Genomic DNA, 23,596 nt, shown 5'->3' on the forward strand with positions numbered 1-23,596 from the left:
CGGCTCGACTCACGTGACGGGCTCGGTGGACGGGAGGGAAATCGCGATGTCCGATCGGCTGGAGGCGATCCTGGCGGACGCGGTGCCTCGCGTCTGCCCGGCCGCCGTCGCGCTGGTCGCCGTGGACGGCGCCGTGGCCGCCTCGGCCGCGGCCGGCGAGCTGGTCCGCTACGCCGGCGCCGACGGGACCCTGGCCGCCGAGCGCCCGGCCGCGCGCATCGACTCGATCTTCGACCTGGCCTCGGTCAGCAAGCTCTTCACCACGGTCGTGCTGCTCTCGCTCGCCGAGGAGGGCCTGCTGGACCTGGACGAGCCGGTGGCCGGCCGCCTGCCCGGCGCCGACCCACGCCTCACCCCGCGCCGCCTGCTCACCCACACGGCCGGTCTGCCCGCCGGCCGCCGCATCGACCGGGAGCTGCCCGAGGCGGGCCCCGGCGAGCGGATGGCCGCGATGGTGCGCACGCCGGTCCTCCACCCGGTCGGCGGGCCGTACCTCTACAGCGACGTGGGCCTGATCGTCGCCGGGCGCGTCGCCGAGCTGGCCGGGGGCGCGCCGCTGGACGCGCTGGTCCGCGCCCGCGTCACCGGCGTGCTCGGGCTGGCCGACACCGGCTACCGCCCCGCGGAAAGGGAACGGGTCGCGGCGACCGAGTGCAAGCCGGGACGCGGCTGCGTACGGGGTGAGGTGCACGACGAGACGGCGTACGCGCTGGGCGGCGTGGCCGGCCACGCCGGGGTGTTCGCCACGGCCGGCGACCTGCTCGCCTTCGGGGAGGCGCTGCGGCGCGGCGGCGGCCCGATGCTGCGCCGCGAGACCGTGGCCGAGATGCTGCGCGACCAGGGGGCCGAGGGCGCGCCCTTCCGCCACGGGCTCGGCGTGCGCATCGGCGACCCGGGCATCACCGGCCCCCTGACGGGCGCGTACGGGCACTCCGGCTTCACCGGCACCTCGCTCGTCGTCGACCCGGTCCGCCGGCTGACGGTGGTGCTGCTGACGAACGCCGTCCACCCCGTACGGGGCCGCGACGGCATCCGCGACCTGCGCAACGCGGTGGCGGCACAGGCCGCCGGCCTGACCTGACGGCGCGGGTCCGAGCCCGTGGCCCGGCGCGCCGGGCGCGCCGGGCCACGCGGCGTCAGAGGGTCACGAGATGGACGTGGCCGTCGCTGCCGGAGACCACCGCCGACACCGTGCCGTCGCCGGCGGAGGAAACGCCGAGGGCGCCGGTGAAGGTGTCGCTCGACCAGCTGGACGGCTGGTACCAGCCGCCCCACCGGCCGTCGGCGAAGTCGCGGCGCCAGAGCTTGTAGTCGGCGGCGCGGGCGAAGACCGACATGCCGGTGCCCGTGAGCGTGAGGGTGGGGCTGCCGCTGAGGGTGCCGTCGCCCTGCTGCCACCCGCTCCACTGGCCGCCGATCCGGCTCCGCAGGTAGAGGTGGTCGTCGTTGCCGCGTACGGCCAGGTCGACGCGGCCGTCGGGACCGGCCACCGCGCTCGGCCTGCCGTAGACGACGCCGTCGGTCGGTGAGCCGAGATCGGCCCAGCCGGAATCCTGGGTGCGGTACTTCACCCGGCCGTCGGTTCCGGTGACGAACAGCGTCCAGGAGCGTGGGCTCTCCCACGCCACTCCCGGGGCGTCGGCGGCGGAGCCGCCCAGGCGCAGCCAGCGTCCCCACGTGTCATGCGTGTAGGTGCGCTGCCAGATCGCGTCGTCGGTGCCGCGGACGAAGACGTCGAGCCGTCCGCCCGGCGTCGCGACCGCGGCCGGCTGGCCGAGGATCTTGCCGGGGGCCGGGCCGCCGAGGTGCTTCCACTTCCCCGGCCAGGCGTCGTCCGTCGATCGCTGCTCGTACAGCGCGCCGTTGTGGCCGCGGACGAACGCCACGGTGTGCGTCTCGTCCTGCCTGACGACGGCGGGGTCCCCCGTCGGCTCGCCGCCGAGGTCGGTGCCGAGGACCGACTCGGCGCCGGTGAGCTTGAGCAGGACGACGCCGTGCCGGGGCACCGTGGTGGTGTAGGAGTCCTGGAAGCCGCCGGCGTCCTGCCGCTCCCACAGCCGCCGCACCTGTACGGGTCCGGTCAGACCCGTGTCGGCGAAGTTCACCGTGATCGAGGCATCCGACTCCGAGGTGTTGAGCAGCGCGACGGCCCGGGTGCCGCGCTCCGACAGCCGCTTGCTGTACACGTCCAGCCCGGCGCCGGGTGACGCCACCCGAACGCCCTGGATGGCCAGCGGGTCCCGGTCGACGGCGATGACCTCGGGGTTCTTGAACAGCTCGGTGGTGGCCTCGTCGAACGCGGTCACGTCGGTGCCGATGACGAGTGGCGCGGCCATGATGGCCCACATGCCGAACTGCGTCCTGGCCTCCTCGAAGGTGAGGCCGTGCGTGGGCAGCATGTAGTCGGGGTCGTTGTAGTGGCCGGGGCCGTTCGCCTCGGGGTGGTATTCGTTGACGCCGAGCGTGCGCTTGAAGTACGTCCACTCGTTGCCGTCGCTGTCGTAGAACGCGCTGTCGGTGCCGGTCCGCCACGAGTCGGCGATCGTCGCGCCGAAGCTGTAGGAGTGGATCGCGGTGCGCTCCAGCGGGTAGTCGCCCCAGTCCGTGGTGACCGGGTTGCAGATGTTGAGGATCATGCGCCCGGCGACGGCCTTGCTGACTTCACGGTAGGCGGTGGCGGGGTCGAGCCCGGCGGCCACCCCGCACAGGAAGTCGACCTTCACCGCGTCGAATCCCCAGGCGACGAACTGGTCGAAGTCCTGCTGGTAGTGGCCGCCGCTGGCGATGCTGCAACTGGTCGGAACATCCGGCCCCGCGTCGGTGTAGATGCCCGCCTTGAGGCCGAGCGAGTGCAGGTAGTCGGTGAGCTGCCCAAGCCCGTTGGTGGCGGCGTCGGCCGGTTCGTCCGGATCGAAGCGCCACCGCTCCGGGTCGTACCGCAGGTTGCCCTGCTCGTCGCGGCCCATCGAGTGCGAGACCGGGTGGCCGCCCGTCTCGGTCGCCGCCAGGTTCCATCCGCCGTCGAGCCAGACGATGTCGTAGCCGGCGGCGGCGAGCCCGCTGTCCACCAGGTAACGGGCCATCCGCTTGATGGAGTGGGCGCCGAGGTACTTGTCGGGATCGGCGGCATACGGCAGGAAGCCGGCGTAGTAGGTGTTCCACCCCATGTACGGCACGGGCGCGTGTCCGCTGTTGTAGTACGCGGGGGCGCCCTGGCCGGACTCATCGGGTGCCTTGCTCGCATGAGCTGCCACGGTTCCCACGGTGAGTGTCAGTAAAACCACGAAAAGTGACGTCAACAGGCGATGCGGTCGTCGCACCATTACCTCCTGGGGGAAAGGTCAGCCGAGCCGGAAGGCGTCAGCTGGGGGGACCGGGACGACGCGGTCGAACCGGCCATCGGGCAGGTCGCGGTGCACGGCTGAGCCGCGCCGCACCGCGACCCGCGGATGGTCTTCCGTCGTCCCGTCGGAGTGGCCGTCCGCCGGTGAGGCGAGAGCGGACGGCTCGCCGAGGTCGCCGGCGCGAGGGCCGGCGGCGTACCGGTCGGCCCTCCCGAACGCGGCGGTCGGCGAGGTACATGGTCAGGCCGTCGCCCGGGCGAGGGTGGTCACTGGGCTTCCCGGAGGTCCAGGGCGGTCAGGAAAGCCGCGATCCGCCGGGCGAGCTCGTCTAGGCTGCCGCCGCGTGCGGCGTCACCGACGAGGGGTGAGCCGACGCCGACCGCGAGCGCACCGGCGGCCAGGTAGTCGCGCGCCTCGGCGGCGCCGACGCCGCCGACGGGCACGAAGGGGACCTGAGGGAAGGGGTCGCGCAGCGCCCGCAGGTAGCCCGCTCCGCCGAGCGACGCGGGGAACAGCTTGACGGCGGCGGCCCCCGCGTCCAGCGCGGCGACCACCTCGGTCGGCGTGAGCGCTCCGGCGAGCACGGGCAGCTCCAGCTCGCGCCCGGCCCGGACGGCCTCGGACACCGCCGGCGTGACGAGGTAGGAGGCGCCGGCCTCGGCCGCCGCGCGCGCGTCGCCGGCGCTGATCACGGTGCCGGCGCCGAGGACGGCCGCGCCGCCCAGCTCCGCCCGCGCGTCGCGGATCACCTGGAGCGCGTCCGGGGTCACCAGCGAGACCTCGATCAGCCGGACGCCCTCGTTCGCCAGCGTGATCACCGTGCGCAGGGCGGCGTTCGCGTCGGAGCCGCGAACGATGGCGAGCAGCCGCCGCCGCGCGAGCACCTCACGAAAGTCGGGGATCGTCAGGGACATCACACCATCCGTTCCGCGGCCAGCACCAGCCGCCAGGTCAGCTCGCCGGAGGACGGGACGACCGCCGCGTCGCCCGGACCCGCCTCGGCGAGATCGAACACGGCGCCGAGCATGGGCTCGACACCCACGCTGCGGTACGGCGCGCCCTCGGGGAACCCGCCGAGGTTGCGCCACAGCGCGGTGGAGAGCGGCACCCCGTCCGGCGCCTCCACCCGCAGGTCGAGGGCGTCCCGCCCGTCCTCGACCCGTACGGCGGGGCAGCGCAGCACGGCGCCGGCGGCCGTCCCGTCATCGGGGCCCAGCCGATCCAGCGGCAGGCCCAGCGGCACGGGCCAGCGCCCTTCCACGAAGGGGGCTCTCCCATCCTGCCCCCGCGCACCGGCCCGCCGCCCAGGGCCGGGGTCCCTCGCGGGGAGGAGGCGGGGTGTGGCGGGCGGCCAGGGGCCGTCGAGCAACGGCGCCGCCTCGGGGTAGAGGCGTACCGGGGTGTCGGTGGGGGCGACGATCCGCGCGTGCGCACTCAGATCGAGCAGGGCGTGGGCCGCCCAGACGAACGCGTATCCGGGATCGGCGGCCAGCCGGTAGCCCGCCACCACCGCTCCCGCCTCCCGCGTCACCGTGCGGCGCAGCTCGAAGGCGTCGCAGGTCACCGCGGCCTCGGCGGGAGCGCCCGACCAGGGGCGGGCCCACGCCTCGCCGTGGTCGGGCGTGCCCCGGACCGTCGGGACGCACTCCTCCAGGCCGCCCGCGTCGACGAACGCCGACCCCGGCGTGACCGTCGCCCGCGCCGGATCCGGGCGGGACCACAGCCATTCGCGGCCGCCGCCCGACAACGACACCCAGCGCCCGCCGTGCGGCAGGTCGAAGCGGGCATGCAGCGGCACCCGGCTCGTCGTCACCATTCCGCCAGCCCGCCGTCGTCGTGCCGCCAGATCGGGTTCCGCCACGCGTGCCCCACCTGGTCGGCCCGCCGTACCGCGGCCTCGTCGATCTCCACGCCCAGCCCAGGGGCGGTGGGGCGCGCGGCGTATCCGTCGACGAAGCGGAACACCTCGGGGTCGGCGACGTAGTCCAGCAGGTCGTCCCCCTGGTTGTAGTGGATGCCGATCGAGTGCTCCTGGATCAGGAAGTTCGGCGTCGCGAACGCGACCTGCAGACTGGCCGCGAGCGCGATCGGCCCGAGCGGGCAGTGCGGGGCGAGCTTGGCGTCCCACACCTCGGCGAGCGCCGCGATCCTGCGGGTCTCGGAGATGCCGCCCGCGTGCGAGAGGTCGGGCTGCACCACGGCCACCCCGGCCTCGATCACCGGCCGGAAGTCCCAGCGCGAATAGAGCCGCTCCCCCACGGCGACCGGCACGCTGCTCGCGGTCACCACGTCGCGGAGCAGCTGCGGCCGGTCGGGCAGGACCGGCTCCTCGGCGAACATCGGCTGCAGCGGAGCCAGCAGCGGCAGGATCCGCCGGGCCTCGGCCGCCGAGACGCGGCCGTGGAAGTCCACCGCGACGTCGCGGCCCGGCCCGAGGAGCTCCCTGGCCAGGGCGACCCGGTCCACCACCGCCGCGACGTCGGCCATGGTCGCCGCCCCGGGCAGCCGGCCGACCGCGTTCATCTTGACCGCGGTGAACCCGGCCTCGATCCGCTCGGTGATGCCGTCGGCCAGTTCGGCCGGGTCGTCGCCGCCGACCCAGGCGTACATCCGGACCCGGTCGCGGACCGGCCCGCCGAGCAGCGCGTGCACGGGCACGCCGTAGGTCTTGCCGGCGATGTCCCACAGCGCCTGGTCGAGTCCGGCCAGCGCGCTGGACAGCACCGGGCCGCCGCGGTAGAAACCACCGTTGGCCAGCACCTGCCAGTGGTCCTCGATCCGCAGCGGATCCTGGCCGATCAGGTACTCCGCCATGGTGTGCACGGCCGCGCGCACCGCTTCGGCGCGGCCCTCCACGACGGGCTCACCCCAGCCGATCACGCCCTCGTCGGTCCGCACCTGGCAGAACAACCACCGGGGCGGCACCAGGAACGTCTCGATGTCGACGATCTTCACTTGCCGCCGCGATTCTTGATCTGCTGCTCGTCCTTGGCCGCCTGCTCCAGCAGCTCCCGCATCGCCCGTTCGGCGCCGTCGGGGTCCGCCCGGCGCACGGCGTCGAGCACGGCCCGGTGCGGCGGCAGGAAGTCGTCCCGGTGTCCCTCGGTGTGCACGAGCAGGTCACGGGCGCGCAGTCCGATCTCGATGATGTACTCCATCCGGATCAGCAGTTCGTTGTGCGAGGCCTCCAGCAGCTGCCGGTGGAACGCGAGGTCGGCCTCGATGATCGCCTCGGCGTCGGCCTGCTCGTCCACGGCCGCGAGCGCGGCCGCCAGCAGCTCCACCTCCTCCTCGGTACGGCGGAGCGCGGCGAGCCTGGCGCCGGCCGGCTCCACGATGATCCGCACCTCGTAGAGGTCGTCGAGCAGCCCGGAGCCGGAGGGTTCCTCGAACTGCCAGCGCAGCAGGTCGGGATCGAGCAGGCTCCACTGCGAGCGGGAACGGACGAAGGTCCCGCGTTTGGGCCGCGCGTCCACGAGCCCCTTGGCGGCGAGCACCTTCAGCGCCTCCCGCACGACGGTCTTGCTCACGTCGTAGGTGATCTCCAGCGCGTCCAGGTCAAGGGTGGAGCCGGGCGCCTCCTGACCCGAGACGATCCGCCGGCCGATCGCTTCGACCACCTGCCCGTGTATGCCACGACCTGGGTAAATGCTCAATTTCTCCATCCTCGGGTCGGGGTTGCCGTATCGCTCACGCCGAATCCTTCTTCGCGCTCCAGCCGCCGTCCACCAGCAGGCTCGTCCCGGTGATGTACGAGCTCTGCGCCGAGGCGAGGAAGACCACCGCGGCGGCCACCTCCTCGGGACGCCCGAAGCGCCCGGCGGCCGTCGCGGCCGCGCTCCGGCGGCGGTCCTCCGCGCTGACGCCGTCCCACGCCGGGGTCAGGATCGGCCCGGGGAGCACGGTGTTGACCCGCACCCGGGGGCCGTACTCGACGGCGAGCTGCCGGCCCAGGGAGATGAGCCCGCCCTTGGCCGCCGCGTACGCGGGATGCCCCGGCAGCCCGGCGACGGCGTGCACGGACGAGCTCAGCACCACCGCGCCGGCCCCCCGCTCGGGGAAGCCCGCGCCGAGCAGCCCCACGCAGGCGCGGACGCCGAGGTAGGTGGCGGTCAGGTTGACGGCGATCTGCCGGTTCCAGTCGGTCTCGGCCAGCTCGTGCGCGGGGGCCGTGATGTTCACGCTCGCGTTGGAATGGAGCACGTCGAGGCGGCCGAACTCGGCGCGGGCCAGGTCGGCGATCCGCGTCCAGGTCCCGGCCTGCGCGACGTCGCCGGCGAGCGGCAGCACGCCGGCGGGCGCCGCGCCGTCCGGCTCGGTCAGGTCGACGGCGATCACGTGGGCGCCCTCCGCGAGGAAGCGCTCGACGACCGCCGCCCCGATGCCGGAGGCGGCGCCGGTCACCACGGCCACTTTTCCTGCGAGCAGTTGTCGGTCCATCTCCATCCGCTTCATGATGACGGCCTACACCCGATCCAGGATCACGACCGAGGCGTCGGTCGTGTCGTCAGGCAGCGGCGCCAGCCCCGCGGCGGCCAGCGCGGCCCCGCTGTGCCGGCTGTCGTCGTCCCGGCGCCGATAGCGCGCGGCCGGGTCGACGCCGCGCGGCCGGACCCGGGGCGGGCGGCTCACGTGCGTGGCGGACCCGCGAGCGTGACCGGTGCGCCAGGACAGCAGCACGACGGTGTCGTCGCGGGTGTACTCGACGGCGTAGAACGGCCCGCGCGGATCCCCGTGCCGGTGCACCTCGCCGAGCTGGACGACGTCCCGGACGGACCGGTAGAGGCCGATCCAGCGGGCCGCCTCGTCGAGCCGCTCCTGGTCCCAGGCCGAGATGTCGGCGCCTATGCCGAGCACGCCCGCCATCGCGGTCACGTACCGGAAGTCCCGGCTGCGCGGGCTGGTGGCGAAGAACCCCGGGTCGTCGGTGACCCACGAGCTCATCAGGTGCGGCGCGAACGCCTGGAGGAAACCGTGCTGGACGACGAGCCGGTCGAGCGGCCCGGTGTTGTCGCTCGGCCAGAGCACGTCGCAGCGGGCCACCGTGGCGAGGTCGGCCCGGCCGCCGCCGGCGGCGCACCCTTCGACGACCACGCCGGGGTGGTCGCGCCGGAGCGCCTCCAGGATGGCGTAGTAGTTCGCGACGTGCCGTCCGTCGAGGTCGGCGCCGGCGCCGCGCTCGGTCATCGGGCGGTTCATGTCCCACTTGAGGTAGGAGATGTCGTACCGGGACAGCAGGCGGTCGAGAGCGGCGTGCGCCCAGGCCGCCGCGTCGGCGCGGCCGAGGTTGAGCACGTACTGGTTGCGGATCGTCGTCATCGGCCGGCCGGGCACCTGGTAGACCCAGTCGGGATGCTCGGCGTAGAGGCGCGAGCGCGGGCTCACCCCCTCGGGCTCGACCCACAGGCCGAAACCGAGGCCGAGCTCCCGTACCTGGGCGACGAAACGGTCGAACCCGCCGGGGAACTTCACCGGGTCCGGCTCCCAGTCGCCGAGGCCGCCCCGGTCGTCGTCGCGGCCGACGAACCAGCCGTCGTCCACCACGAACGTCTCCACCCCGATGGCGGCGGCCTTGCGCGCCAGCTCGATCTGCTCCTCCGCGCGCACCCGGAACTCGGTGGCGAACCAGGAGTTGTAGACGACGGGCAGCCTCACGTCCCGGCGCAGCCGCCGCTGGTAGGCGTGCCACGCCCGCGCCGCGCCCGCCAGGCCGTCCGGGCTGTACAGCCCGCAGGCCGGCGGGGAGGTGAAGGTCTCGCCGGGCGCCAGCTCGATGGCCGACTCCACCGGCAGCCGGCCGAGGCTCACCCGGGTGACGCCCTCGGCGGAGTCCGCGTCGGCGTCGATGGCCCACGATCCGCTCCACGCCAGGGCCGTGCTCCAGGTGGGACCGTCCGGTTCGTCCAGCGGCTGTACGGCGAGCCACGGCGAGTGCGCCAGCCCGGTCACACCGAGCCGGTTCTCCAGCGTGAACCGGCCGTGCCGGAGCTCGACCTGACCGGTCTGGAACTCCTGCGCCCAGCGTCCGTGCAGGTAGTGCAGCCGCGCCCCGCCCGGGGTGGGCATGGTGAACGCGGCCGATCGCGACCGCTCCAGCCGGAGCGGGGTGTCCGCCTCGTTCGTGATCTCGGCCCAGCGCTCGACCACGTCGTGATCGCGGCTGACGCGGTAGCACAGGGTGGCCGTGAGCCGCTGCGACGCGTCGGCGAAGCGCAGCCGCAGCTCGGTCGTGCCGTCCTTGTCGGCCAGATCGTCGCCGCTGTACCGCCAGAGCGTGCCTCTGACGCCGCCCTCGCGCTCGGCGATCAGGTCGAGCTGGGCGAAGTGCCGCACCCCGAAGGGCGCGTACTCGCAGGCGGCGACGTCGGCCGCGGTGGAGTAGGGGGTGGGCCCGGCGTACTCCAGCGGCCCCGGCACGAGCGTCTCCTCGACGGCCGGCCCCCAGTACGCGAGCTCCGCCCAGGCGCCGTCGAGCGCGAGTCGTACCTGGTAGGAGGTGGTGGCGGTGCGAAGTGCCCATCGCGTCATCGGGACGATCCGATCAGCAGGCCGGAGATGAAGTAACGCTGGAAGCGCAGGAAGACGATCACCGTGGGGATCGCGGCGATCACGGTCGCCGCCGCGATGACGTTCCACGAGGAGACGAACTCGCCCTGCATGCCGAGGATGGCCGGGGTGACCGGGAGCTTGTCCTCGCTGCGCAGCAGCGTGATCGACCACACCAGGTCGTTGAACGTCCAGGTGAAGCAGAGCGAGCCCAGAGCCGCGAGCGCCGGCTTGGTCAGCGGCAGGACGATGCGCAGGTACACCCCGAACGTCGTGGCGCCGTCGATCCTCGCCGCGTGCGTCAGCTCCTGCGGGATGCCGCGCATGAACCCGTGCAGCACGAACGTGTAGAAGCCGAGCCCCACCGCGGTCTGCACGACGATCATGCCGATGAGGGAGTCGAACAGCCCGAACTGCTCGGTGAGTTTCAGCACCGGGATGAGCAGCAGTTGCGCCGGCAGCAGGTTGCCCGCCAGCATCAGCAGCAGCATCGTCCGCCGGAACGGGATGCGGTGCCGCGCCAGCCCGTACGCCGCCATCGAGGCGAGCACCAGCGTCACCAGGACGACGGGCACGGTGATGAGCAGGCTGTTCATGATCGACCGCCACTGACCCGACGCCAGCGCCTGCCGGTACGGCTCGGCGGTCAGCCCGTCCGGGACGCTGGCGAGCCCGGAAGCGGCCAGGTCGTCGAAGGTGCGCAGCGACGTGAGCACGACCAGCGCGAGCGGGATCAACCACAGCACCGCCAGCACGGGCATGCCGCCGTGGAACAGCCACGTTCGCAGCCGGGGGTTCCGGGACTGCACCGCCGTCATGCGGTCTCCTCCTCGCCAAGGCTGCGGACCAGGTACACGATGATCGTCCCGACGGTGAGGATGAAGATCACCACGGCGAGCGCGGAGCCGTACCCGAGCTGCGAGCCGAGCACACCGGTGGAGAACTGGTAGGTGCTCAGCAGCTCCGACGAGTGGTACGGCCCGCCCTTGGTGAGCGCCCAGACGATGTCGAACGAGCGCAGCGCGTCGATCACGGTGACCGCGAGCACGACCGTGGTGATCGGCCGCAGCTGCGGCAGGGTGATGTGCCGGAACCGCTGGAAGGCGTTCGCCCCGTCCGTCCTGGCCGCCTCGTGCAGCAGCGGATCGACGGTCTTCAACCCTGCCAGGAACAGCACCATGATGTAGCCGATCTGCCGCCAGAGCGCCGGCACGATCAGGGCGTACAGCACGGTGTCGCTGTCGCCGAGCCAGATGCGCGCCTGGTCGGCGAGCCCGACGGCGGAGAGCAGGCCGTTGACCACGCCCTCCGGCTGGTAGATCATCCGCCACACGAGCGCGGTGACGACCATCGAGAAGACCACCGGCAGGAAGAAGATCGCCCGGTAGATCCCGACGCCTGGGCGCGGCTTGTCGAGCAGCACCGCGAGGCCGAACCCGCCCAGCACCGACAGCCCGCCGAACAGCACCAGCCACAGGACGGTGTTGCGCAGCGCCAGCAGGAACGTGGCGTCCGACCACATCCGGGCGTAGTTGTCCAGGCCGATGAACGTCGGCGGCGAGATCCCGTCCCACTGGGTCAGCGAGATGTAGAGGCTGTTGAGCGCCGGCCAGAAGGTCCAGAACATCTCGAGCGCGAACGGGACGAGCACGAAGGCGAGCAGCACGAGTGCGTCGCGGGACCCGTGCCAGGTGCGCCGGTACGGCTTGGCGGCGGGCCGGTAGGACTTGGCAACGGACGCCATGGTCAGTTACCGCGGGCCTTCGCCGAGTCGCTCTGCCACTGCTTCTGGATGTCGGCGCCCTTGTCCGGCTCGTCGATGAACCGCACCAGCGCCGTGGTGAGCGCGTTGAGCTGGTCGTCGTTGGTGTCGCGGTTGAAGAACTGCGTCACGTCGGCCGCCCCGGCCACCATCGCCCGGCCCTTCTCCAGCAGCGGCGTGCTGACCGGCGACTTGGCGTCGGAGTTGGCCGGGAGGAGCGCGTTGCCGGAGATCTTCAGGTAGAGCTCCTGGGCCGCGGGGGTCGCGACGAACCCGAGGAACGCCTTGGCCCCCTCCGGGTTGGCGGTGTGGGCGCTGGCGATGAAGCCGTCCAGCGGCGCCTCCTCGACGACCGGCACCGCCGGGTCGACGATGGGGAACTGGAAGAAGCTGATGTCGTCCTTGACGTCCGCGGGCATCGCGTCGGCGAGGAAGGGACCGCACAGGAACATCGCGTCCTTGCCCTGCTGCCACTTCGCGTAGCCCTCCGTGGAGGCCAGGCCCTTGCTCGCGGGGTCGAGGTACGGCAGCACCTCCTTCCAGGTGTCCAGCACCTTCGTCACCCGCGCGTCGGTGTAGGCCTCGTCGCCGGCGAGCAGCGCCCGGTGGAAGCCGGCCCCGTTGATGCGCAGGTTGAGGTAGTCGAACCAGGACGCGGTCAGCCACGCCGCATCGGCCAGCGGCAGCGCGATCGGGCTGACCCCCTTGCCCTGCAGCGTCTTGCACAGCGCGACGAACTCGTCCCAGGTCTTCGGCTCGGCGACGCCCCACTTGTCGAAATAGGACTTCCGGTAGAAGACGCCCCACCAGTAGTAGACGGTCGGGATGAAGATCTTCTTGCCCGTCGCGTCGGTGGACAGCTTGGCGAACTGCTCGCTGTAGCCCTGGGCGGGGTAGACCGAGGTGACGTCGAGCAGCAGGCTCTGCTGCGCGAAGTCGCTCGCGATCTCACCGGCGAACCACGTGAGCACGTCGGGTGGGGTGGACAGGGTGAGGTCGGCGCGGATCTGCTGCTGGAACGCCGCCGCCTCCATCGTGTTGAGAGTGCTCTTGTACTGCGGATGCTGCTTGGCGAACTCGTCCAGCAGCGCCTGCATGCCCTTGCGGCCGTTGTCGCTGCTCTCGCGGGACTTCAGGACCAGTGCCGTGCTGGACTGACCGCCGCCCCCGGCGGGCCGCGCCGGAGTGCTGGTCGCGCATGCGCCCAAGGTGGAAGCGATGCCGAGCGCGCCGAAGCCGGCGAGAAAGCCGCGCCGGCTCACATCGCGTCGGCTCGCGTGAAGTTGACTCACAGTGACCTCCGTGGGCGGCCGCTGGGAGTGAGGATCCGGCCGCGATCACAGACCTTGGCACGCCGACCCGGCGAGGGTCAATATTAATTCATAAGAAATGAATATTGAGCTTCCGCACAAGACGACGTACTCTGTCGTGCGCGATGTCACGAAGGTCACGGGAACGCTCCAAACAGCCGGCCGCGCAGGTCAGCACACCGGCGCGCCGCCCGTCGGACTGCTACGGGGCCAGCGCCTCCAGAGCCTCCTCGGCGCGGCGCATCGCCTCGCCGGCATCGGACGACGGGATCTCGCGGTCGAAGTTCAGGTCGTGGAAGACGTCGGTGACGCCCTGCTCGGCCAGCGCCGCCACGTCGTTCCTGATCTTGTCGTACGTGCCGGTCAGCGGCCGGTCCTCGTCGGCCTCCCGCACCTGGGTGACGCCGCGGCAGACGAACCGGAACGCCTCCGCGTCCCGCCCCGCCCCGGCCAGCTCCGCCTTGATCAGCCGCACCCGCCCGGCGATCGCCGACAGGTCCTCCCGGCTGGAGCTGACCCAGCCGTCGGCCAGCCGCGCGGCGCGGCGCAACGCGACCTCGGCGGTGCCGCCCAGCAGGACGCGCGGCGGCGCCGGCACCGGCTTGGGGTCGATGTGGGAGGCGGGCACCCGGTAGAACTCGCCGGAGTGCTCCACCACGTCGTCGGCCCACGCCTTGCGCAGCAGCTCGACGAACTCCTCTCCCCTGCGCCCGCGCCGCGTCATCTCGACGCCGGTCGCCTCGAACTCCTCCGGCAGCCAGCCCAGGCCGATCCCCGCGCTGACCCTGCCACCCGAGACGGTCTGCAGCGTGGCCAGCTGCTTGGCCAGCACGATCGGCTGGACGTAGGCGTTGATCACCGCCACGCCCAGCTCGATCCGGCTCGTCACGGCCGACACGTGGGCCAGCGTGATCAGCGGGTCGTGGACGGCGCGGTAGGTGGGCCCCATGAGGTGCCCGACCGGGTACACCAGCCGCTGGAACGTCCAGAGCGCGTCGTAGCCGAGCTCCTCGGCCCGCACGGCGATGCGGCGCATGTTCTCGGGGGTGGCCCAGGGCCCTGACTGCGGAACGGCGAAACCGACTCTCATGCCCCCAGTCTGACCGACGCGAGTTCGTCCCAGAAATGGGCCTGTGACGTGCGAGGAAGAACGAGACCAGTCGCCCACCGGCCACGCCCGCGTTGAGCCACAGCGACACGGCTGCGTGCCGCAGATCGTAGGGACGCCGTGCCAGCAGGGACCGCGCCTGCTCAGGAGTGAACGCCAGCTCGCGAGCCTCCCGCCACACCTCGGCACAGCAGAGTGCTGTGCGGACGCGAGAGGCAGTCGATGTCACCACCCTGGGCAACCTCGCTGTCCAGGGGTCACCGTAGTAGTCGCCGAAAATCGCGCGGATATGGCTGGGCAGGCTTCCGAGCTGGGAATGTGTGGGCCTGGCGGGAGGTCTTTCTTGGCGACGCAGGTGTTCGCGGACGAGGAGCTGGAGCGCCTGCGGGGGTTCCCGGAGATGGGCAGGGACGAGCTGGCGAGGTTCTTCACCCTGACTCCGGCGGATGTCGCGTTCGTCGATCCCGGTCGGGGCCGTGGTCCGGCGGACCGGCTCGGCTTGGCCGTGGCCTTGTGCACGTTGCCGTGGCTGGGGTTCGTGCCGGACAAGGTGCTTTCGGCCCCGCCGGTGGCGGTGGCCAGGCCGGCCGAGCAGCTCGGCGTCGCCCCGGCCCGGCTGCGCTCGTACGGGCGGCGGGACTACCCGCGGACGCAGATCGCGTACCGATGAGGTTTCCGCGCCGCGCCCGTCAGTACGTGTGAGATCGACTCACGGAAGGCCGGCACGATGCGGAAACTGATCTTCGCCATGAACGTGACCCTGGACGGTTACATCGCCGCGACCGGCGACGACATCGGCTGGAGTGGAGGGGAGGGACCGGACTCATCGTCGAGCGCCGAGCTGTTCCAGTGGTGGTACGACCAGATGCGCGCGAGCGAACTGTCGCTGTACGGGCGCAAGCTGTGGGAGGCGATGAGCGCCCACTGGCCGACCGGCGACCAGCAGCCCAACGCGACCCCGGCGGAGATCGGGTTCGCGCGCCTCTGGCGGGACATGCCGAAGGTGGTGTTCTCATCGACGATCGACAAGGTCGACTGGAACACCCGCCTGGTCACCGGCGACGCGGTCGCCGAGATCGCCCGGCTCAGGGCCGAGAACGGCGGCCCGATGGACATCGCCGGCGCGACGCTCGCCGCGGCGGCCATGCGGGCCGGGCTGATTGACGAGTACGCGATCGTCACCCATCCGGTCCTGGTGGGCGGCGGCACGCCGTTCTTCACAGCCCTGGACAACTGGGCGAACCTGAAACTGGTCGAGACGCGGACATTTCCCGGCGGCGTGGTGCTGACCCGATACGAGACGAGGCGATGAGCACGGGCCAGATGCCCGGCTCGTAAGGCCAGGTCGAAATCCTTCCTTGCGTGCTCATCGTGACCCTCGGCGATGAGGGGGCCCTTTCCCTGCCCACCGACTCGCGAAGACGAGGACGACGACGTCGTTGATCGTGACGATGTTCATCGGACATGCCCCGCCGGCAACGCCGGCGGGGCGGTGGTGTTCAGCTGTTCGGGGTGCTCATTCCGCGGTGACTTCGGTGACGCCGGCCCGTGCGCTGGAACTCGTCGACGATGAGGACTTGTCCGATCACAGCGTCGTGGGCAGGCTCAGCCACGGTTTGTCGGTGACGTCGAATCCGGTGAGCTCGGCGATCTTCCCGTCGACGATGTGCAGGACCGCGATGTTGAACAGACGATATTCCGGGTCGTCGGGGGTGCGGAGGTACAGCACGGCGGCAGGCATGCGGTTGACCGTCGTGGTGATACAGCGCCAGTCGTCGTAGCCGCGCTGGAAGAGCCCACTGGAGATCCAGCCGTCCACCGCGTCCTTGGCCGTGACGACCAAGGTGCCCGGCTCGGGCAGCATCGTGAAGCGCAGGTCGTCGCGCAGCAGGGCCATCAGCCCGTCGAGATCGTTGCGCTCGTGGGCGTCGATATACGACTTCACCACGCTGCGCTCGTCATCCGACAGCTCGTGGGTGGCGGGGCTCCGCCAGTCGAGGCGGCGGTCGGGCAGCTGCTCGCGCATCGTCACACGGGCCCGCTGCAGTGCGCTGGTCACCGATGCGACGGTCAGCTCGAGGGCGTCGGCGGCTTTCGACGCCGGCCAGCCGAGGACGTCGCGCAGGATGAACGCCGCCCGCTGCCGCGGCGGCAGGTGCTGGACGGCGACGATGAACGCCAGCTCGATCGTTTCCCGCGCCACCACCGATTCCTGCGGGTCCTCGGGGAGCATCCAGTCGGGATACGGCTGCAGGTACAGCATCTCGGAGCCGGGATCCGGCAGCTCGGACGGTACGGGTGTGCGGTCGTTGCGCTTCTCCAGGAAGTCGAGGCAGGCGTTCGTCGCGATCCGGTACAGCCAGGTCCGCAGGGCCGCGTGGCCCTTGAACGACTCCCGCTTGTTCCACGCTCGCAGGAACGTCTCCTGCGTCATGTCCTGCGCGTCCTCGTAGTTCGCGAGCATCCGGTAGCAGTGCACCTGCAGCTCACGCCGGTGGCGCTCCGTGATGAGTGCGAACTGCGCTGTGTCGCCTGAGCGGACCGCCGCGATGAACGTGGCCTCGTCGGCGCCCAGCAGTCTGGCGTCGGTCATGGTCATCAATCCTTCCACCGGTGCGAGAGGGCTAACAGAACTGACGACGTGGCGGAGGATTTCTGATCGGTGAAGCCGCTGACACCGAGCCGTTCGCCAGGCCGGATGGGTCGGGGTCGATCCAGGGGACGTGCTCCGGGCCGGGCACACCCTCGATGTCGAGGTGGGGCCGGCACGGCTGAGCGGTGTTTTCCTGCGTCTGCTACTCAGGGGCCGCATCGGCGCGCCTCCGACCGCGATGCCAAACCATACGCCGCCTCGGCGAGGTCAGTCACCCGCGCGGCCTCGCCGAGGCCGGACAGGACGCCTAACCGACGGTTCAGACCGGCGGTGGCGCGGTGGACCACTCTTAGCCGGCACAACTCCGCTCAGGTGAGGCCTGTCCCGGTCGTCCTCGTCTTTGTCGATCTGCTGAGATTGCCAGATCACGGCGCATTATCTGACAACGGCGGGATCGGCTGCTGCGGGAACACCGTGCACCTTTCACGCGTGTTACCTGACAACCAGGGAAGCGGGCCAGACGGCGACAGACCGGCACCTCACCGCCGTGCCCGACCGTGACAACGCGGAGACGCCGGGAGGGGTGCCGACCGCCTCGTTCCTGCGCCACCTCGCCGGCCGACACGGCCGGCCCGGCCGGTCCGGCCGAATCACCTCGCCGGAGACCGTGCGCGCCTACACCTCGGCCCTGCCGATCGCGTTCACCGGGATCGTGCACCTCGGCGAGCTCGCCGGCGTCGGCCGAGACCGGCTGCACACCAACATCCGCGGCGCGTGGGGCGGCGCGGCGCCGTCGACGTTCAACGCCAAGCGGGCTGCCGTCGCCTTCGCCCTGGCCTCCTTCCACGACCAAGGCTGGATCGGCGACCCGGCCCGCGGTACTGCACGGCCTGGACCGAGAGCACCAGCCCAGGCCGGACGACACCCGCGTCCGCAGTCGCGAGCGGATCGACCGGCTCATCGCCGACGAACGCCGCCCGCTGGAAGACCGGACGCTGTGCGCGATGCTCTACTCCACCGCCGCCCGCGCCGAGGAAGTCCCGCGCCTGAACGTCGAAGACCTCGACCGCGCCAACCACCGCGCACGCACCATCCGCAAAGGCGGCAAAACCGACGAGCTGCTCTACGACCTCCGCACCGCCCGGATGCTCGGCCAGCTCCTCTGCCGCCGCACCCGCGGGCCGATCTTCCGGTCCGCGCGCATCGCCCCTGACACGGCACCGCGCCCGTACGTGACGTCGACCCGGCCAGCCGCCGCCGACGCATGACCTACCGCACCGCCGAACGCCACCTCGGCGCCGCAACCGACGGCTGGAATCTGCACGACCCGCGCCATTCCCGACTCACCCACGCCGGCGAGGACGCACCCAACGCCGACGAACTCACCGCCCGCATGACCAGCGACCGCGACAGCACCTAAACCCGATCTTTGCTGGTCAGCCATATCCGCCCGATTTTCGGCGAGTACTACGGGGACCCCCGTCCACGGCATCGACCACCTTCAGGCGATCATCGAGAACCGGCTCACCCGAATGCCGCAAGTCGGCCTGCGATGGAAAATCACCTACCTGCCAGGTAATGGCCCTGCCTACGAAGAGCGTGTCAGGATCGGCAGCGCACCGAACACGACTTCACCGGGAGGACACCATGCCGGCCTACGTCATCGCCCACCTGCAGGATGCAGCCCCGCACCCCGAGATCGCGGAGTACATCGAACGGCTCCCCACCACCTTCGAGCCGTACGGTGGCCGCTACCTCATCCACGCCACCCAGCACGAGGTGAAGGAGGGCAACTGGCCCGGATCTGTCGTGATGATCGGGTTCCCAGAAATCGCCGAGGCGCGGGCGTGGTGGGATTCTCCCGCGTACCGGGAGATCGCGCCGCTGCGCTCGCGGCACATCGAGGGCGACATCATCATGGTCGACGGCGTGCCCGAGAACTACGTCCCGACGGCGGCCGTCACCGCCATACGGGAAGCGGCGAACCTGCCCGCGTAGGTCAGCGTCTGGGATGGCAATGGCTGTCTCCACCTCTCAGCCACTGACCCCCGAACGACTTACGGTAGGGACCACTCTTGGCACTCCCGGACGAAGACCCCCTTCGGCGCCACCGTCTCGACGAGACCCCGCTCACGCACCAGCGCCAGCGCGGCTCGCACCACCTTGCGGTCACACCGAACTCCGCAGACAGCGACGTCTCCCCCGGCCGGTAACGTCCCCGGCTGATCCGGGAGGCGCTCCTCGGCGACCCCCTCCACCTTGGTCGGGGCCTGCCGCACTGACGTGCCCTCCGGGCCGACGAACCGCCCATGGCGGCCGCGCGAGTGGATCAGAGCACGAACGCGCCGCCCGTCTTTCAAAGCTGCGTCCCCTTCGCGCTGCGCGACTGCCCCATGCTGATCAACGACGTCACACCGTGGTCGGTGGGCTGGACAGAGTCAGCCGGCGTGCTGGCCGACTTGTACGAGCCCGGCAACGCCCATCCTTCAGCACCACAACGTGTTCGTCCCGTGGGACGCGTTCAAGCACCATGCGGACACCCTCGCCACCAGCCAAGTCGTGCACCTGTGGGACATGTGCCGGCACGACCTTCCCGACCCGGCGCCCCAGAAGCCTGCCCCGGTCGCATCCGGCGACCTGAGCAGGCGTGGCCACCCGCCCGCACCCAGGACCAAGATTCCCCGCCCAGGTCCTGAAAAAGGGCGCATCAGCTGCCGATGGCCTCCCGAGGATGGCCACGCCATCAGAAAACGCGCCTTCGCCGACCCGGCGCCGGCTGCAGCAGCGGTCCTTCGACCGTTGCCCATCACCTGCCAGGTAATTGATCTTCTCCGGTGTGCCACGACATGCTCCCCGTGTAGTTCTCGTGAGCTCAGAAAAGGATGAACCCATGGGTCCTCGGCTCTCCTGGGCCGTATGGACCCTTGGGTTCGTGGCGACTCGCGGGGTCTTGGGTCCGGGCGAGAAGGAGAGTGCGGCCGTCATCGGCGTAGCCGCGGGCCGTCTTAGGAAAGAGCCCGACCCGGCCGTCGCGATCCCGGCGTCGCGAAGTGGCTCACGTGCGCGGCGACGTCCCGGTCTGCGATCCACGTGCAGCCGCTGTCTGGGCTTCCGGACGAGGCGATGACCGCGTCGAGGCGGTCACGGGTACGGGTCAACCCGGCGATCTGGGCGTCGATGCGATCGCGCTCGGCGAACAGCCGGGCCCGTGACTCCGGAGTGCTGACCTTGGCCTCGACGTAGGGCAGCAGCTCGGCGATGGTCCGGCTGGACAAACCGGCCGCGTAGAGCATCTGGATCAGCTGAACCCGGTCGACCGCCGATTCGGGGTAGTGGCGCTGCCCGGAGCCGCTCCTGTTCGCCTCCAGCAGCCCCTGCTCCTCGTAGTAGCGCAAGGCCCGCACGCTGACGCCCGACCGCGCCGCCAACCCGCCGATACGCATCGTGACCTCCATCACAAGACTTGCCTCTGACGTCAACGTCAGGTTTTAGCCTATCCGGCATGCAGATCAACGGAGCACACGTGCTGGTCACCGGCGCCAACCGCGGCCTGGGCCAGCAGTTCGTCCTTTCCCTTCTCGATCGCGGCGCGGGCAGGGTGTACGCCACCGCCCGCCGCCCGGACCTCATCGACGTGCCCGGGGTCGTCCCGCTGCGCCTCGACATCACCGATCCGGCATCGATCGCCGCCGCCGCGGCAGCGGCACCCGATGTCAGGATCGTCATAAACAACGCGGGCATCTCCACCGGCGCGAACCTGGTCACCGGGGACCTGGACACGATCCGCCGCGAGATGGACACCCATTTCTACGGCACCCTCAACGTGATCCGCGCCTTCGCGCCCCAGCTGGCCGACGGCGCGATCCTCAACGTGCTGTCGGCGATCTCGTGGCTCGCTTTCGACGGCGCGGGCGCCTACCACGCGGCCAAGGCCGCCGAGTGGGCGCTCACCAACAGCGTCCGCCTGGAGCTGGCCCATCAGCGCACTCTGGTGACGGGACTGCACTTGGGCGCTGCGGACACCGACATGATGGCCTGGTACAACGGCGACAAGAGCGCCCCCGAGGTGATCGTCGCGGCCGCCCTGGACGGCATTGAGGCGCATCGGTCCGAGATACTCGCCGACACCTGGAGCCGCCAGGTGAAGGCGTGGCTGTCCGAGGACCCGAGCGTCATCTACCGGGAAGCGGCGGCTGCCCTCACGGCCTGACGCGCTGATCCTGCTCGGCCCATCGGCAGGCCGCCGGGCAAGGCCGGACGGCTCAGGCCGCCTCGGTCTCCTCGTCCTCGCCACCCCTGCAAGACGAACGACGAGGACGACAAACCTGCAGAGTTTCTGAAATCTCTTCGAAAGAACCATGGATCCCAGTACGTCTCCGCGCGGTAGTTGGCGTTTCGGCCGTCAGCGGGGACAGCCGGCTCCGGCGCCGCGGTGTCGTCGCCCTCGGCCGGGCGCGGCTCAGGCACCCAGCCGGACGCGAGCAGCGCCTGACGCCGGGCCTCCTGCTCCGCACGCCGCGCGTCGGCCGCCGCCCGCCGCTGCGACCGCGACGCCACCGGCCGCCGCTCATGCCGATCTTGGACGGGGCGCCGTTACCGCAGGCCTGGTCGGGGGTTCGGCCCGATCCGGAGATCGCGTCCGGCGGCGTGAACCGCCCATACCGCCGAATAGTCTGTACGAGTGGGTCTGGAGCAGGAGCTGACGGGTGTCGCCGCGGCGTATGGCGGTACGGGAACGCCCGTCTTCCATCCGACCCGCACCGACGTCGTGGTGTTACGCATGGGTGAGGTCGTGGTCAAGGCCCATTCGGCGCGCGACGACGCCGAGGCGTTGCGCCCGAGGGTGCGGGCCGCCGCCTCGGCCGCGGTGAGCAGTGTGATGCTGGCGCCGCTGGAGCCCGAGGTGCTCGCGGCGGGCGGGCGCGCGGTCACCGTCTGGCCCGCCGGCCGGCCGATCTCGCAGGACGACGATCCCCGCGCCGCGCCCTGGGAGGAGGGCGCCCGGTTACTGGCCCGGCTGCACGCCGTCCCCCTCACGCTGCTGCCCGCCCTGCCGCCCGCCGGAGGGCCGGCGCGGGCCGCCCGCGCGGTCGGCCGCATGCCGGGCGACGGCCCGGTCGAGCAGCTCATCAGGCGGGCGTTCAAGGAGCTTCCCGAGCCCCGGCGGCGGGTGGCGCCGCTGCCTGGCCTGCTCACGCACGGCGACTGGCATCTGGGCCAGCTCGTCCACCGCGACCGCTGGCTGCTCATCGACGTCGACGACCTCGGTGTCGGCGACCCGGCGTGGGATCTGGCCCGTCCCGCCGCCTGGTACGCCGCCGGCCTGCTCGAACCGGCCGTGTGGGAGCGGTTCCTCGGGGCCTATCTCGCCTCGGGCGGGCCCGCGCTCGGGGCGGGCGACGACCCCTGGCAGCGGCTCGACGTGCCCGCCAGGGCGCTCACCGTCCAGCTGGCCGCCGTGGCCGTCGTCAATGCCGGGCGCGAGGGCCGGGAACTCGACGAGGTCGAGCATTCGTTGGTCGAGGCGTGCAACAGAATCGTCAAAGCATGACGGGGTTGCGCGCGGTAGGTTTCATCAAGAGACCATAAAGCCAAGGAGAACGACTTCGATGCAGTGCCCCAAGTGCCGCGGGAACATGCGGACTTACGACCGCAACGGCGTCCACATCGAGCAGTGTGACAACTGTCGTGGGATCTTCCTCGACTACGGCGAGCTGGAGACGCTGGCGCGGATGGAGACGCAGTTCCACGCCGCTCCCCCGCCTCCGCCTCCCGTCCACGGCGGCCCGGCCTGGGGCGCTCCCCACGGCGGCGGCCACGGCGGCCACTACGGCCACCACCGCCAGCGCAGCTGGGTGGGCATGCTCTTCTCCACCTGATCGCGACGAGGCCGCGCGCCCTCCGGGGCGCGCGGCCTCCGGGGCGCGCGGCCTTCCGCGTGCCCCGTTCAGGACGGGAAGTCGTCCGGGTCGACCGGCGAGGTGCGGGCGTTGCCGCCGTCGACCGCGTGCAGCGTGATCCGCCAGTCGTGCCAGCGGATCTGCGTGGCGGTGTAGGTCGTCTTGAACGACACCGACTCCTCGAACTTCTCGAAGCTGCAGTCGCGGGTGAACGCCTTGGCCTTGCCGTCCCAGTCCACGCCGTGCGTGAAGAAGATCCGGTAGCTGCCGTCGCGCACGCCGGCGACCTTGAACTTCGCCTTCTTGCGCACGTACACGCTGAACACCTTGCCGCCGCCCCTCACCACGGTCACCACGGCGTCGCGGGTGCCGCCGTTGTTGATCTCCAGTGAGCCGCGGCCGTTGAGCGTGCCCTTGCTGATGTACGAGCCGTTGCGCAGCCGCCTGGTCTGCCGGTCGGCGGCCTTGACCGAGACGATGTCTGCCGGGTAGTCGCCGGCGCTCTCCAGCTCCTTGCCCGCCTCGTCCAGCGCGCCGAGCTGCTCGCCCAGATCGGCGAGCACGGCCGAGGACGTGCACAGGTCGCGCGCGCCGACCTTGCCGGCCGTGGCGCCCAGCTCGCCGGCGAAGTCGCGCAGACCGGCGACGTACGCCTCGTGCTGGGCGCGGACGGCGGCGGGCGGGGTGACGGCGTCCAGGGTGTCGACGGCGTCGTTCAACGTCTCCTCGGCCCTGGACATCCGCTGGTCGAGGACCTTCAGCCCGCGCGCGCGGGACAGCCCGGTGATCGCACCGGCCATCTTCTCGTGCAGGTCGCCGAGCTCGCTCTTGTACGCCTCGGGCGTCAGCGCGACCGGCCCGGCACTGGCGTCGGGGGCGGCGCCTCCGCCGCCCGCGACACCGGAGATCCGCTGCTCGCCGCCGGCCGGCGACGAGCCCGCCGAGGAGCACGCGGCCACGCCGGTGAGCGTCGCCAGAGCGAGAACGGAGGAGATCAACCGGGGTCCAGCCACCTGCCACACTATCGCCGGGT

Annotated in this window: 23 protein-coding genes; 9 read left to right on the plus strand and 14 right to left on the minus strand. The window is 71.5% G+C overall.

All coding sequences use genetic code 11. The annotated features are described in order from the left end of the window. Positions 1 to 46: 46 nt before the first annotated feature. Positions 47 to 1,081 (plus strand): serine hydrolase domain-containing protein, encoded by a 1,035-nt coding sequence (locus tag ACIBP6_RS16175; RefSeq protein WP_397052800.1) that lies wholly within the window; start codon positions 47 to 49, stop codon positions 1,079 to 1,081. A gap of 55 nt (positions 1,082 to 1,136) precedes the next feature. Here the strand turns inward: ACIBP6_RS16175 and ACIBP6_RS16180 are convergent, their stop codons facing one another. The 11 genes from ACIBP6_RS16180 to ACIBP6_RS16230 form a co-directional block, all read right to left on the minus strand. Then, positions 1,137 to 3,254, minus strand: coding sequence for a hypothetical protein (locus tag ACIBP6_RS16180; RefSeq protein ID WP_397052802.1), 2,118 nt, complete (start codon positions 3,252 to 3,254; stop codon positions 1,137 to 1,139). A 356-nt stretch (positions 3,255 to 3,610) separates the two neighbouring features. Further along, positions 3,611 to 4,258: a bifunctional 4-hydroxy-2-oxoglutarate aldolase/2-dehydro-3-deoxy-phosphogluconate aldolase gene (locus ACIBP6_RS16185; protein WP_397052803.1), complete on the minus strand. Its 648-nt coding sequence runs from the start codon at positions 4,256 to 4,258 to the stop codon at positions 3,611 to 3,613. Then, positions 4,258 to 5,160 (minus strand): hypothetical protein, encoded by a 903-nt coding sequence (locus tag ACIBP6_RS16190; RefSeq protein WP_397052805.1) that lies wholly within the window; start codon positions 5,158 to 5,160, stop codon positions 4,258 to 4,260. Before ACIBP6_RS16190 ends, ACIBP6_RS16185 begins: the two co-directional genes overlap by 1 nt. Beyond that, complete coding sequence (dgoD, locus tag ACIBP6_RS16195; RefSeq protein ID WP_132617729.1) at positions 5,154 to 6,299, minus strand: galactonate dehydratase; 1,146 nt, start codon at positions 6,297 to 6,299, stop codon at positions 5,154 to 5,156. Before dgoD ends, ACIBP6_RS16190 begins: the two co-directional genes overlap by 7 nt. Beyond that, positions 6,296 to 6,964, minus strand: a complete 669-nt coding sequence (locus ACIBP6_RS16200; protein ID WP_246075303.1) for a FadR/GntR family transcriptional regulator — start codon at positions 6,962 to 6,964, stop codon at positions 6,296 to 6,298. The genes dgoD and ACIBP6_RS16200 overlap by 4 nt, the downstream gene beginning before the upstream one ends. 70 nt (positions 6,965 to 7,034) lie before the next feature. After that, complete coding sequence (locus tag ACIBP6_RS16205; protein WP_246075305.1) at positions 7,035 to 7,790, minus strand: SDR family NAD(P)-dependent oxidoreductase; 756 nt, start codon at positions 7,788 to 7,790, stop codon at positions 7,035 to 7,037. A gap of 18 nt (positions 7,791 to 7,808) precedes the next feature. Beyond that, on the minus strand, positions 7,809 to 9,872 hold the full coding sequence (locus ACIBP6_RS16210) for an alpha-galactosidase (RefSeq protein WP_397052808.1): 2,064 nt from the start codon (positions 9,870 to 9,872) through the stop codon (positions 7,809 to 7,811). Further along, a complete protein-coding gene (locus ACIBP6_RS16215) occupies positions 9,869 to 10,708 on the minus strand; it encodes a carbohydrate ABC transporter permease (RefSeq protein WP_397052810.1) in 840 nt (279 codons plus the stop codon). The genes ACIBP6_RS16210 and ACIBP6_RS16215 overlap by 4 nt, the downstream gene beginning before the upstream one ends. Continuing rightward, positions 10,705 to 11,634, minus strand: coding sequence for a carbohydrate ABC transporter permease (locus ACIBP6_RS16220; RefSeq protein WP_397052812.1), 930 nt, complete (start codon positions 11,632 to 11,634; stop codon positions 10,705 to 10,707). The genes ACIBP6_RS16215 and ACIBP6_RS16220 overlap by 4 nt, the downstream gene beginning before the upstream one ends. A 2-nt stretch (positions 11,635 to 11,636) precedes the next feature. Next, a complete protein-coding gene (locus tag ACIBP6_RS16225; protein WP_397052813.1) occupies positions 11,637 to 12,944 on the minus strand; it encodes an extracellular solute-binding protein in 1,308 nt (435 codons plus the stop codon). Between the two features lie 220 nt (positions 12,945 to 13,164). Then, complete coding sequence (locus ACIBP6_RS16230) at positions 13,165 to 14,052, minus strand: TIGR03619 family F420-dependent LLM class oxidoreductase (protein WP_397052815.1); 888 nt, start codon at positions 14,050 to 14,052, stop codon at positions 13,165 to 13,167. Positions 14,053 to 14,413: 361 nt separating this feature from the next. Here ACIBP6_RS16230 and ACIBP6_RS16235 point away from each other — a divergent pair, with 361 nt between their 5' ends. Then, positions 14,414 to 14,740, plus strand: a complete 327-nt coding sequence (locus ACIBP6_RS16235) for a DUF4158 domain-containing protein (protein ID WP_397052817.1) — start codon at positions 14,414 to 14,416, stop codon at positions 14,738 to 14,740. Between the two features lie 57 nt (positions 14,741 to 14,797). After that, positions 14,798 to 15,382, plus strand: a complete 585-nt coding sequence (locus tag ACIBP6_RS16240; RefSeq protein WP_397052819.1) for a dihydrofolate reductase family protein — start codon at positions 14,798 to 14,800, stop codon at positions 15,380 to 15,382. A gap of 273 nt (positions 15,383 to 15,655) precedes the next feature. Here ACIBP6_RS16240 and ACIBP6_RS16245 read toward each other — a convergent pair whose 3' ends face one another. Beyond that, positions 15,656 to 16,663: an RNA polymerase subunit sigma-70 gene (locus ACIBP6_RS16245; RefSeq protein WP_397052821.1), complete on the minus strand. Its 1,008-nt coding sequence runs from the start codon at positions 16,661 to 16,663 to the stop codon at positions 15,656 to 15,658. Positions 16,664 to 17,667: 1,004 nt separating this feature from the next. Here ACIBP6_RS16245 and ACIBP6_RS16250 point away from each other — a divergent pair. The 3 genes from ACIBP6_RS16250 (at position 17,668) to ACIBP6_RS16260 (ending at position 18,661) form a co-directional block, all read left to right on the plus strand. Further along, positions 17,668 to 17,931, plus strand: coding sequence for a hypothetical protein (locus ACIBP6_RS16250; RefSeq protein ID WP_397052822.1), 264 nt, complete (start codon positions 17,668 to 17,670; stop codon positions 17,929 to 17,931). Continuing rightward, entirely contained in the window at positions 17,928 to 18,083 is a 156-nt protein-coding gene (locus ACIBP6_RS16255; RefSeq protein ID WP_397052824.1) for a hypothetical protein, read from the plus strand. The genes ACIBP6_RS16250 and ACIBP6_RS16255 overlap by 4 nt, the downstream gene beginning before the upstream one ends. A 227-nt stretch (positions 18,084 to 18,310) precedes the next feature. Then, on the plus strand, positions 18,311 to 18,661 hold the full coding sequence (locus ACIBP6_RS16260; protein WP_397052825.1) for a DUF1330 domain-containing protein: 351 nt from the start codon (positions 18,311 to 18,313) through the stop codon (positions 18,659 to 18,661). Between the two features lie 1,007 nt (positions 18,662 to 19,668). On the opposite strand, the gene ACIBP6_RS16265 is transcribed toward ACIBP6_RS16260, so the two are convergent. Then, complete coding sequence (locus tag ACIBP6_RS16265; RefSeq protein ID WP_397052827.1) at positions 19,669 to 20,106, minus strand: MerR family transcriptional regulator; 438 nt, start codon at positions 20,104 to 20,106, stop codon at positions 19,669 to 19,671. 59 nt (positions 20,107 to 20,165) lie between these two features. Between ACIBP6_RS16265 and ACIBP6_RS16270 the strand changes: the two genes are divergently transcribed. From ACIBP6_RS16270 to ACIBP6_RS16280, 3 genes are all read left to right on the plus strand, one after another. Then, on the plus strand, positions 20,166 to 20,873 hold the full coding sequence (locus ACIBP6_RS16270) for an SDR family oxidoreductase (RefSeq protein ID WP_397052829.1): 708 nt from the start codon (positions 20,166 to 20,168) through the stop codon (positions 20,871 to 20,873). Between the two features lie 471 nt (positions 20,874 to 21,344). Beyond that, complete coding sequence (locus ACIBP6_RS16275; protein ID WP_397052830.1) at positions 21,345 to 22,214, plus strand: phosphotransferase family protein; 870 nt, start codon at positions 21,345 to 21,347, stop codon at positions 22,212 to 22,214. Positions 22,215 to 22,272: 58 nt separating this feature from the next. Continuing rightward, positions 22,273 to 22,542: a TFIIB-type zinc ribbon-containing protein gene (locus ACIBP6_RS16280; RefSeq protein ID WP_397052831.1), complete on the plus strand. Its 270-nt coding sequence runs from the start codon at positions 22,273 to 22,275 to the stop codon at positions 22,540 to 22,542. A 68-nt stretch (positions 22,543 to 22,610) separates the two neighbouring features. Here ACIBP6_RS16280 and ACIBP6_RS16285 read toward each other — a convergent pair whose 3' ends face one another. Then, complete coding sequence (locus ACIBP6_RS16285) at positions 22,611 to 23,576, minus strand: hypothetical protein (protein ID WP_397052832.1); 966 nt, start codon at positions 23,574 to 23,576, stop codon at positions 22,611 to 22,613. Between the last annotated feature and the right edge of the window lie 20 nt (positions 23,577 to 23,596).

It is taken from the genome of Nonomuraea terrae (genome assembly GCF_044465245.1).
GTDB classification, from domain to species: Bacteria; Actinomycetota; Actinomycetes; order Streptosporangiales; family Streptosporangiaceae; genus Nonomuraea; species Nonomuraea terrae.

Bases quoted from the DNA above. Each gene is read 5' to 3' on its own strand.
- ACIBP6_RS16210 (WP_397052808.1), bottom strand. From the start codon at position 9,872: ATGACGCGATGGGCACTTCGCACCGCCACCACCTCCTACCAGGTACGA.
- ACIBP6_RS16175 (WP_397052800.1), top strand. From the start codon at position 47: ATGTCCGATCGGCTGGAGGCGATCCTGGCGGACGCGGTGCCTCGCGTC.
- ACIBP6_RS16240 (WP_397052819.1), top strand. From the start codon at position 14,798: ATGCGGAAACTGATCTTCGCCATGAACGTGACCCTGGACGGTTACATC.
- ACIBP6_RS16185 (WP_397052803.1), bottom strand. From the start codon at position 4,258: ATGTCCCTGACGATCCCCGACTTTCGTGAGGTGCTCGCGCGGCGGCGG.
- ACIBP6_RS16230 (WP_397052815.1), bottom strand. From the start codon at position 14,052: ATGAGAGTCGGTTTCGCCGTTCCGCAGTCAGGGCCCTGGGCCACCCCC.
- ACIBP6_RS16265 (WP_397052827.1), bottom strand. From the start codon at position 20,106: ATGCGTATCGGCGGGTTGGCGGCGCGGTCGGGCGTCAGCGTGCGGGCC.
- ACIBP6_RS16280 (WP_397052831.1), top strand. From the start codon at position 22,273: ATGCAGTGCCCCAAGTGCCGCGGGAACATGCGGACTTACGACCGCAAC.
- ACIBP6_RS16205 (WP_246075305.1), bottom strand. From the start codon at position 7,790: ATGGAGATGGACCGACAACTGCTCGCAGGAAAAGTGGCCGTGGTGACC.
- ACIBP6_RS16270 (WP_397052829.1), top strand. From the start codon at position 20,166: ATGCAGATCAACGGAGCACACGTGCTGGTCACCGGCGCCAACCGCGGC.
- ACIBP6_RS16245 (WP_397052821.1), bottom strand. From the start codon at position 16,663: ATGACCGACGCCAGACTGCTGGGCGCCGACGAGGCCACGTTCATCGCG.
- ACIBP6_RS16220 (WP_397052812.1), bottom strand. From the start codon at position 11,634: ATGGCGTCCGTTGCCAAGTCCTACCGGCCCGCCGCCAAGCCGTACCGG.
- ACIBP6_RS16190 (WP_397052805.1), bottom strand. From the start codon at position 5,160: ATGGTGACGACGAGCCGGGTGCCGCTGCATGCCCGCTTCGACCTGCCG.
- ACIBP6_RS16255 (WP_397052824.1), top strand. From the start codon at position 17,928: ATGACCTACCGCACCGCCGAACGCCACCTCGGCGCCGCAACCGACGGC.
- ACIBP6_RS16260 (WP_397052825.1), top strand. From the start codon at position 18,311: ATGCCGGCCTACGTCATCGCCCACCTGCAGGATGCAGCCCCGCACCCC.
- ACIBP6_RS16215 (WP_397052810.1), bottom strand. From the start codon at position 10,708: ATGACGGCGGTGCAGTCCCGGAACCCCCGGCTGCGAACGTGGCTGTTC.
- ACIBP6_RS16250 (WP_397052822.1), top strand. From the start codon at position 17,668: ATGCTCTACTCCACCGCCGCCCGCGCCGAGGAAGTCCCGCGCCTGAAC.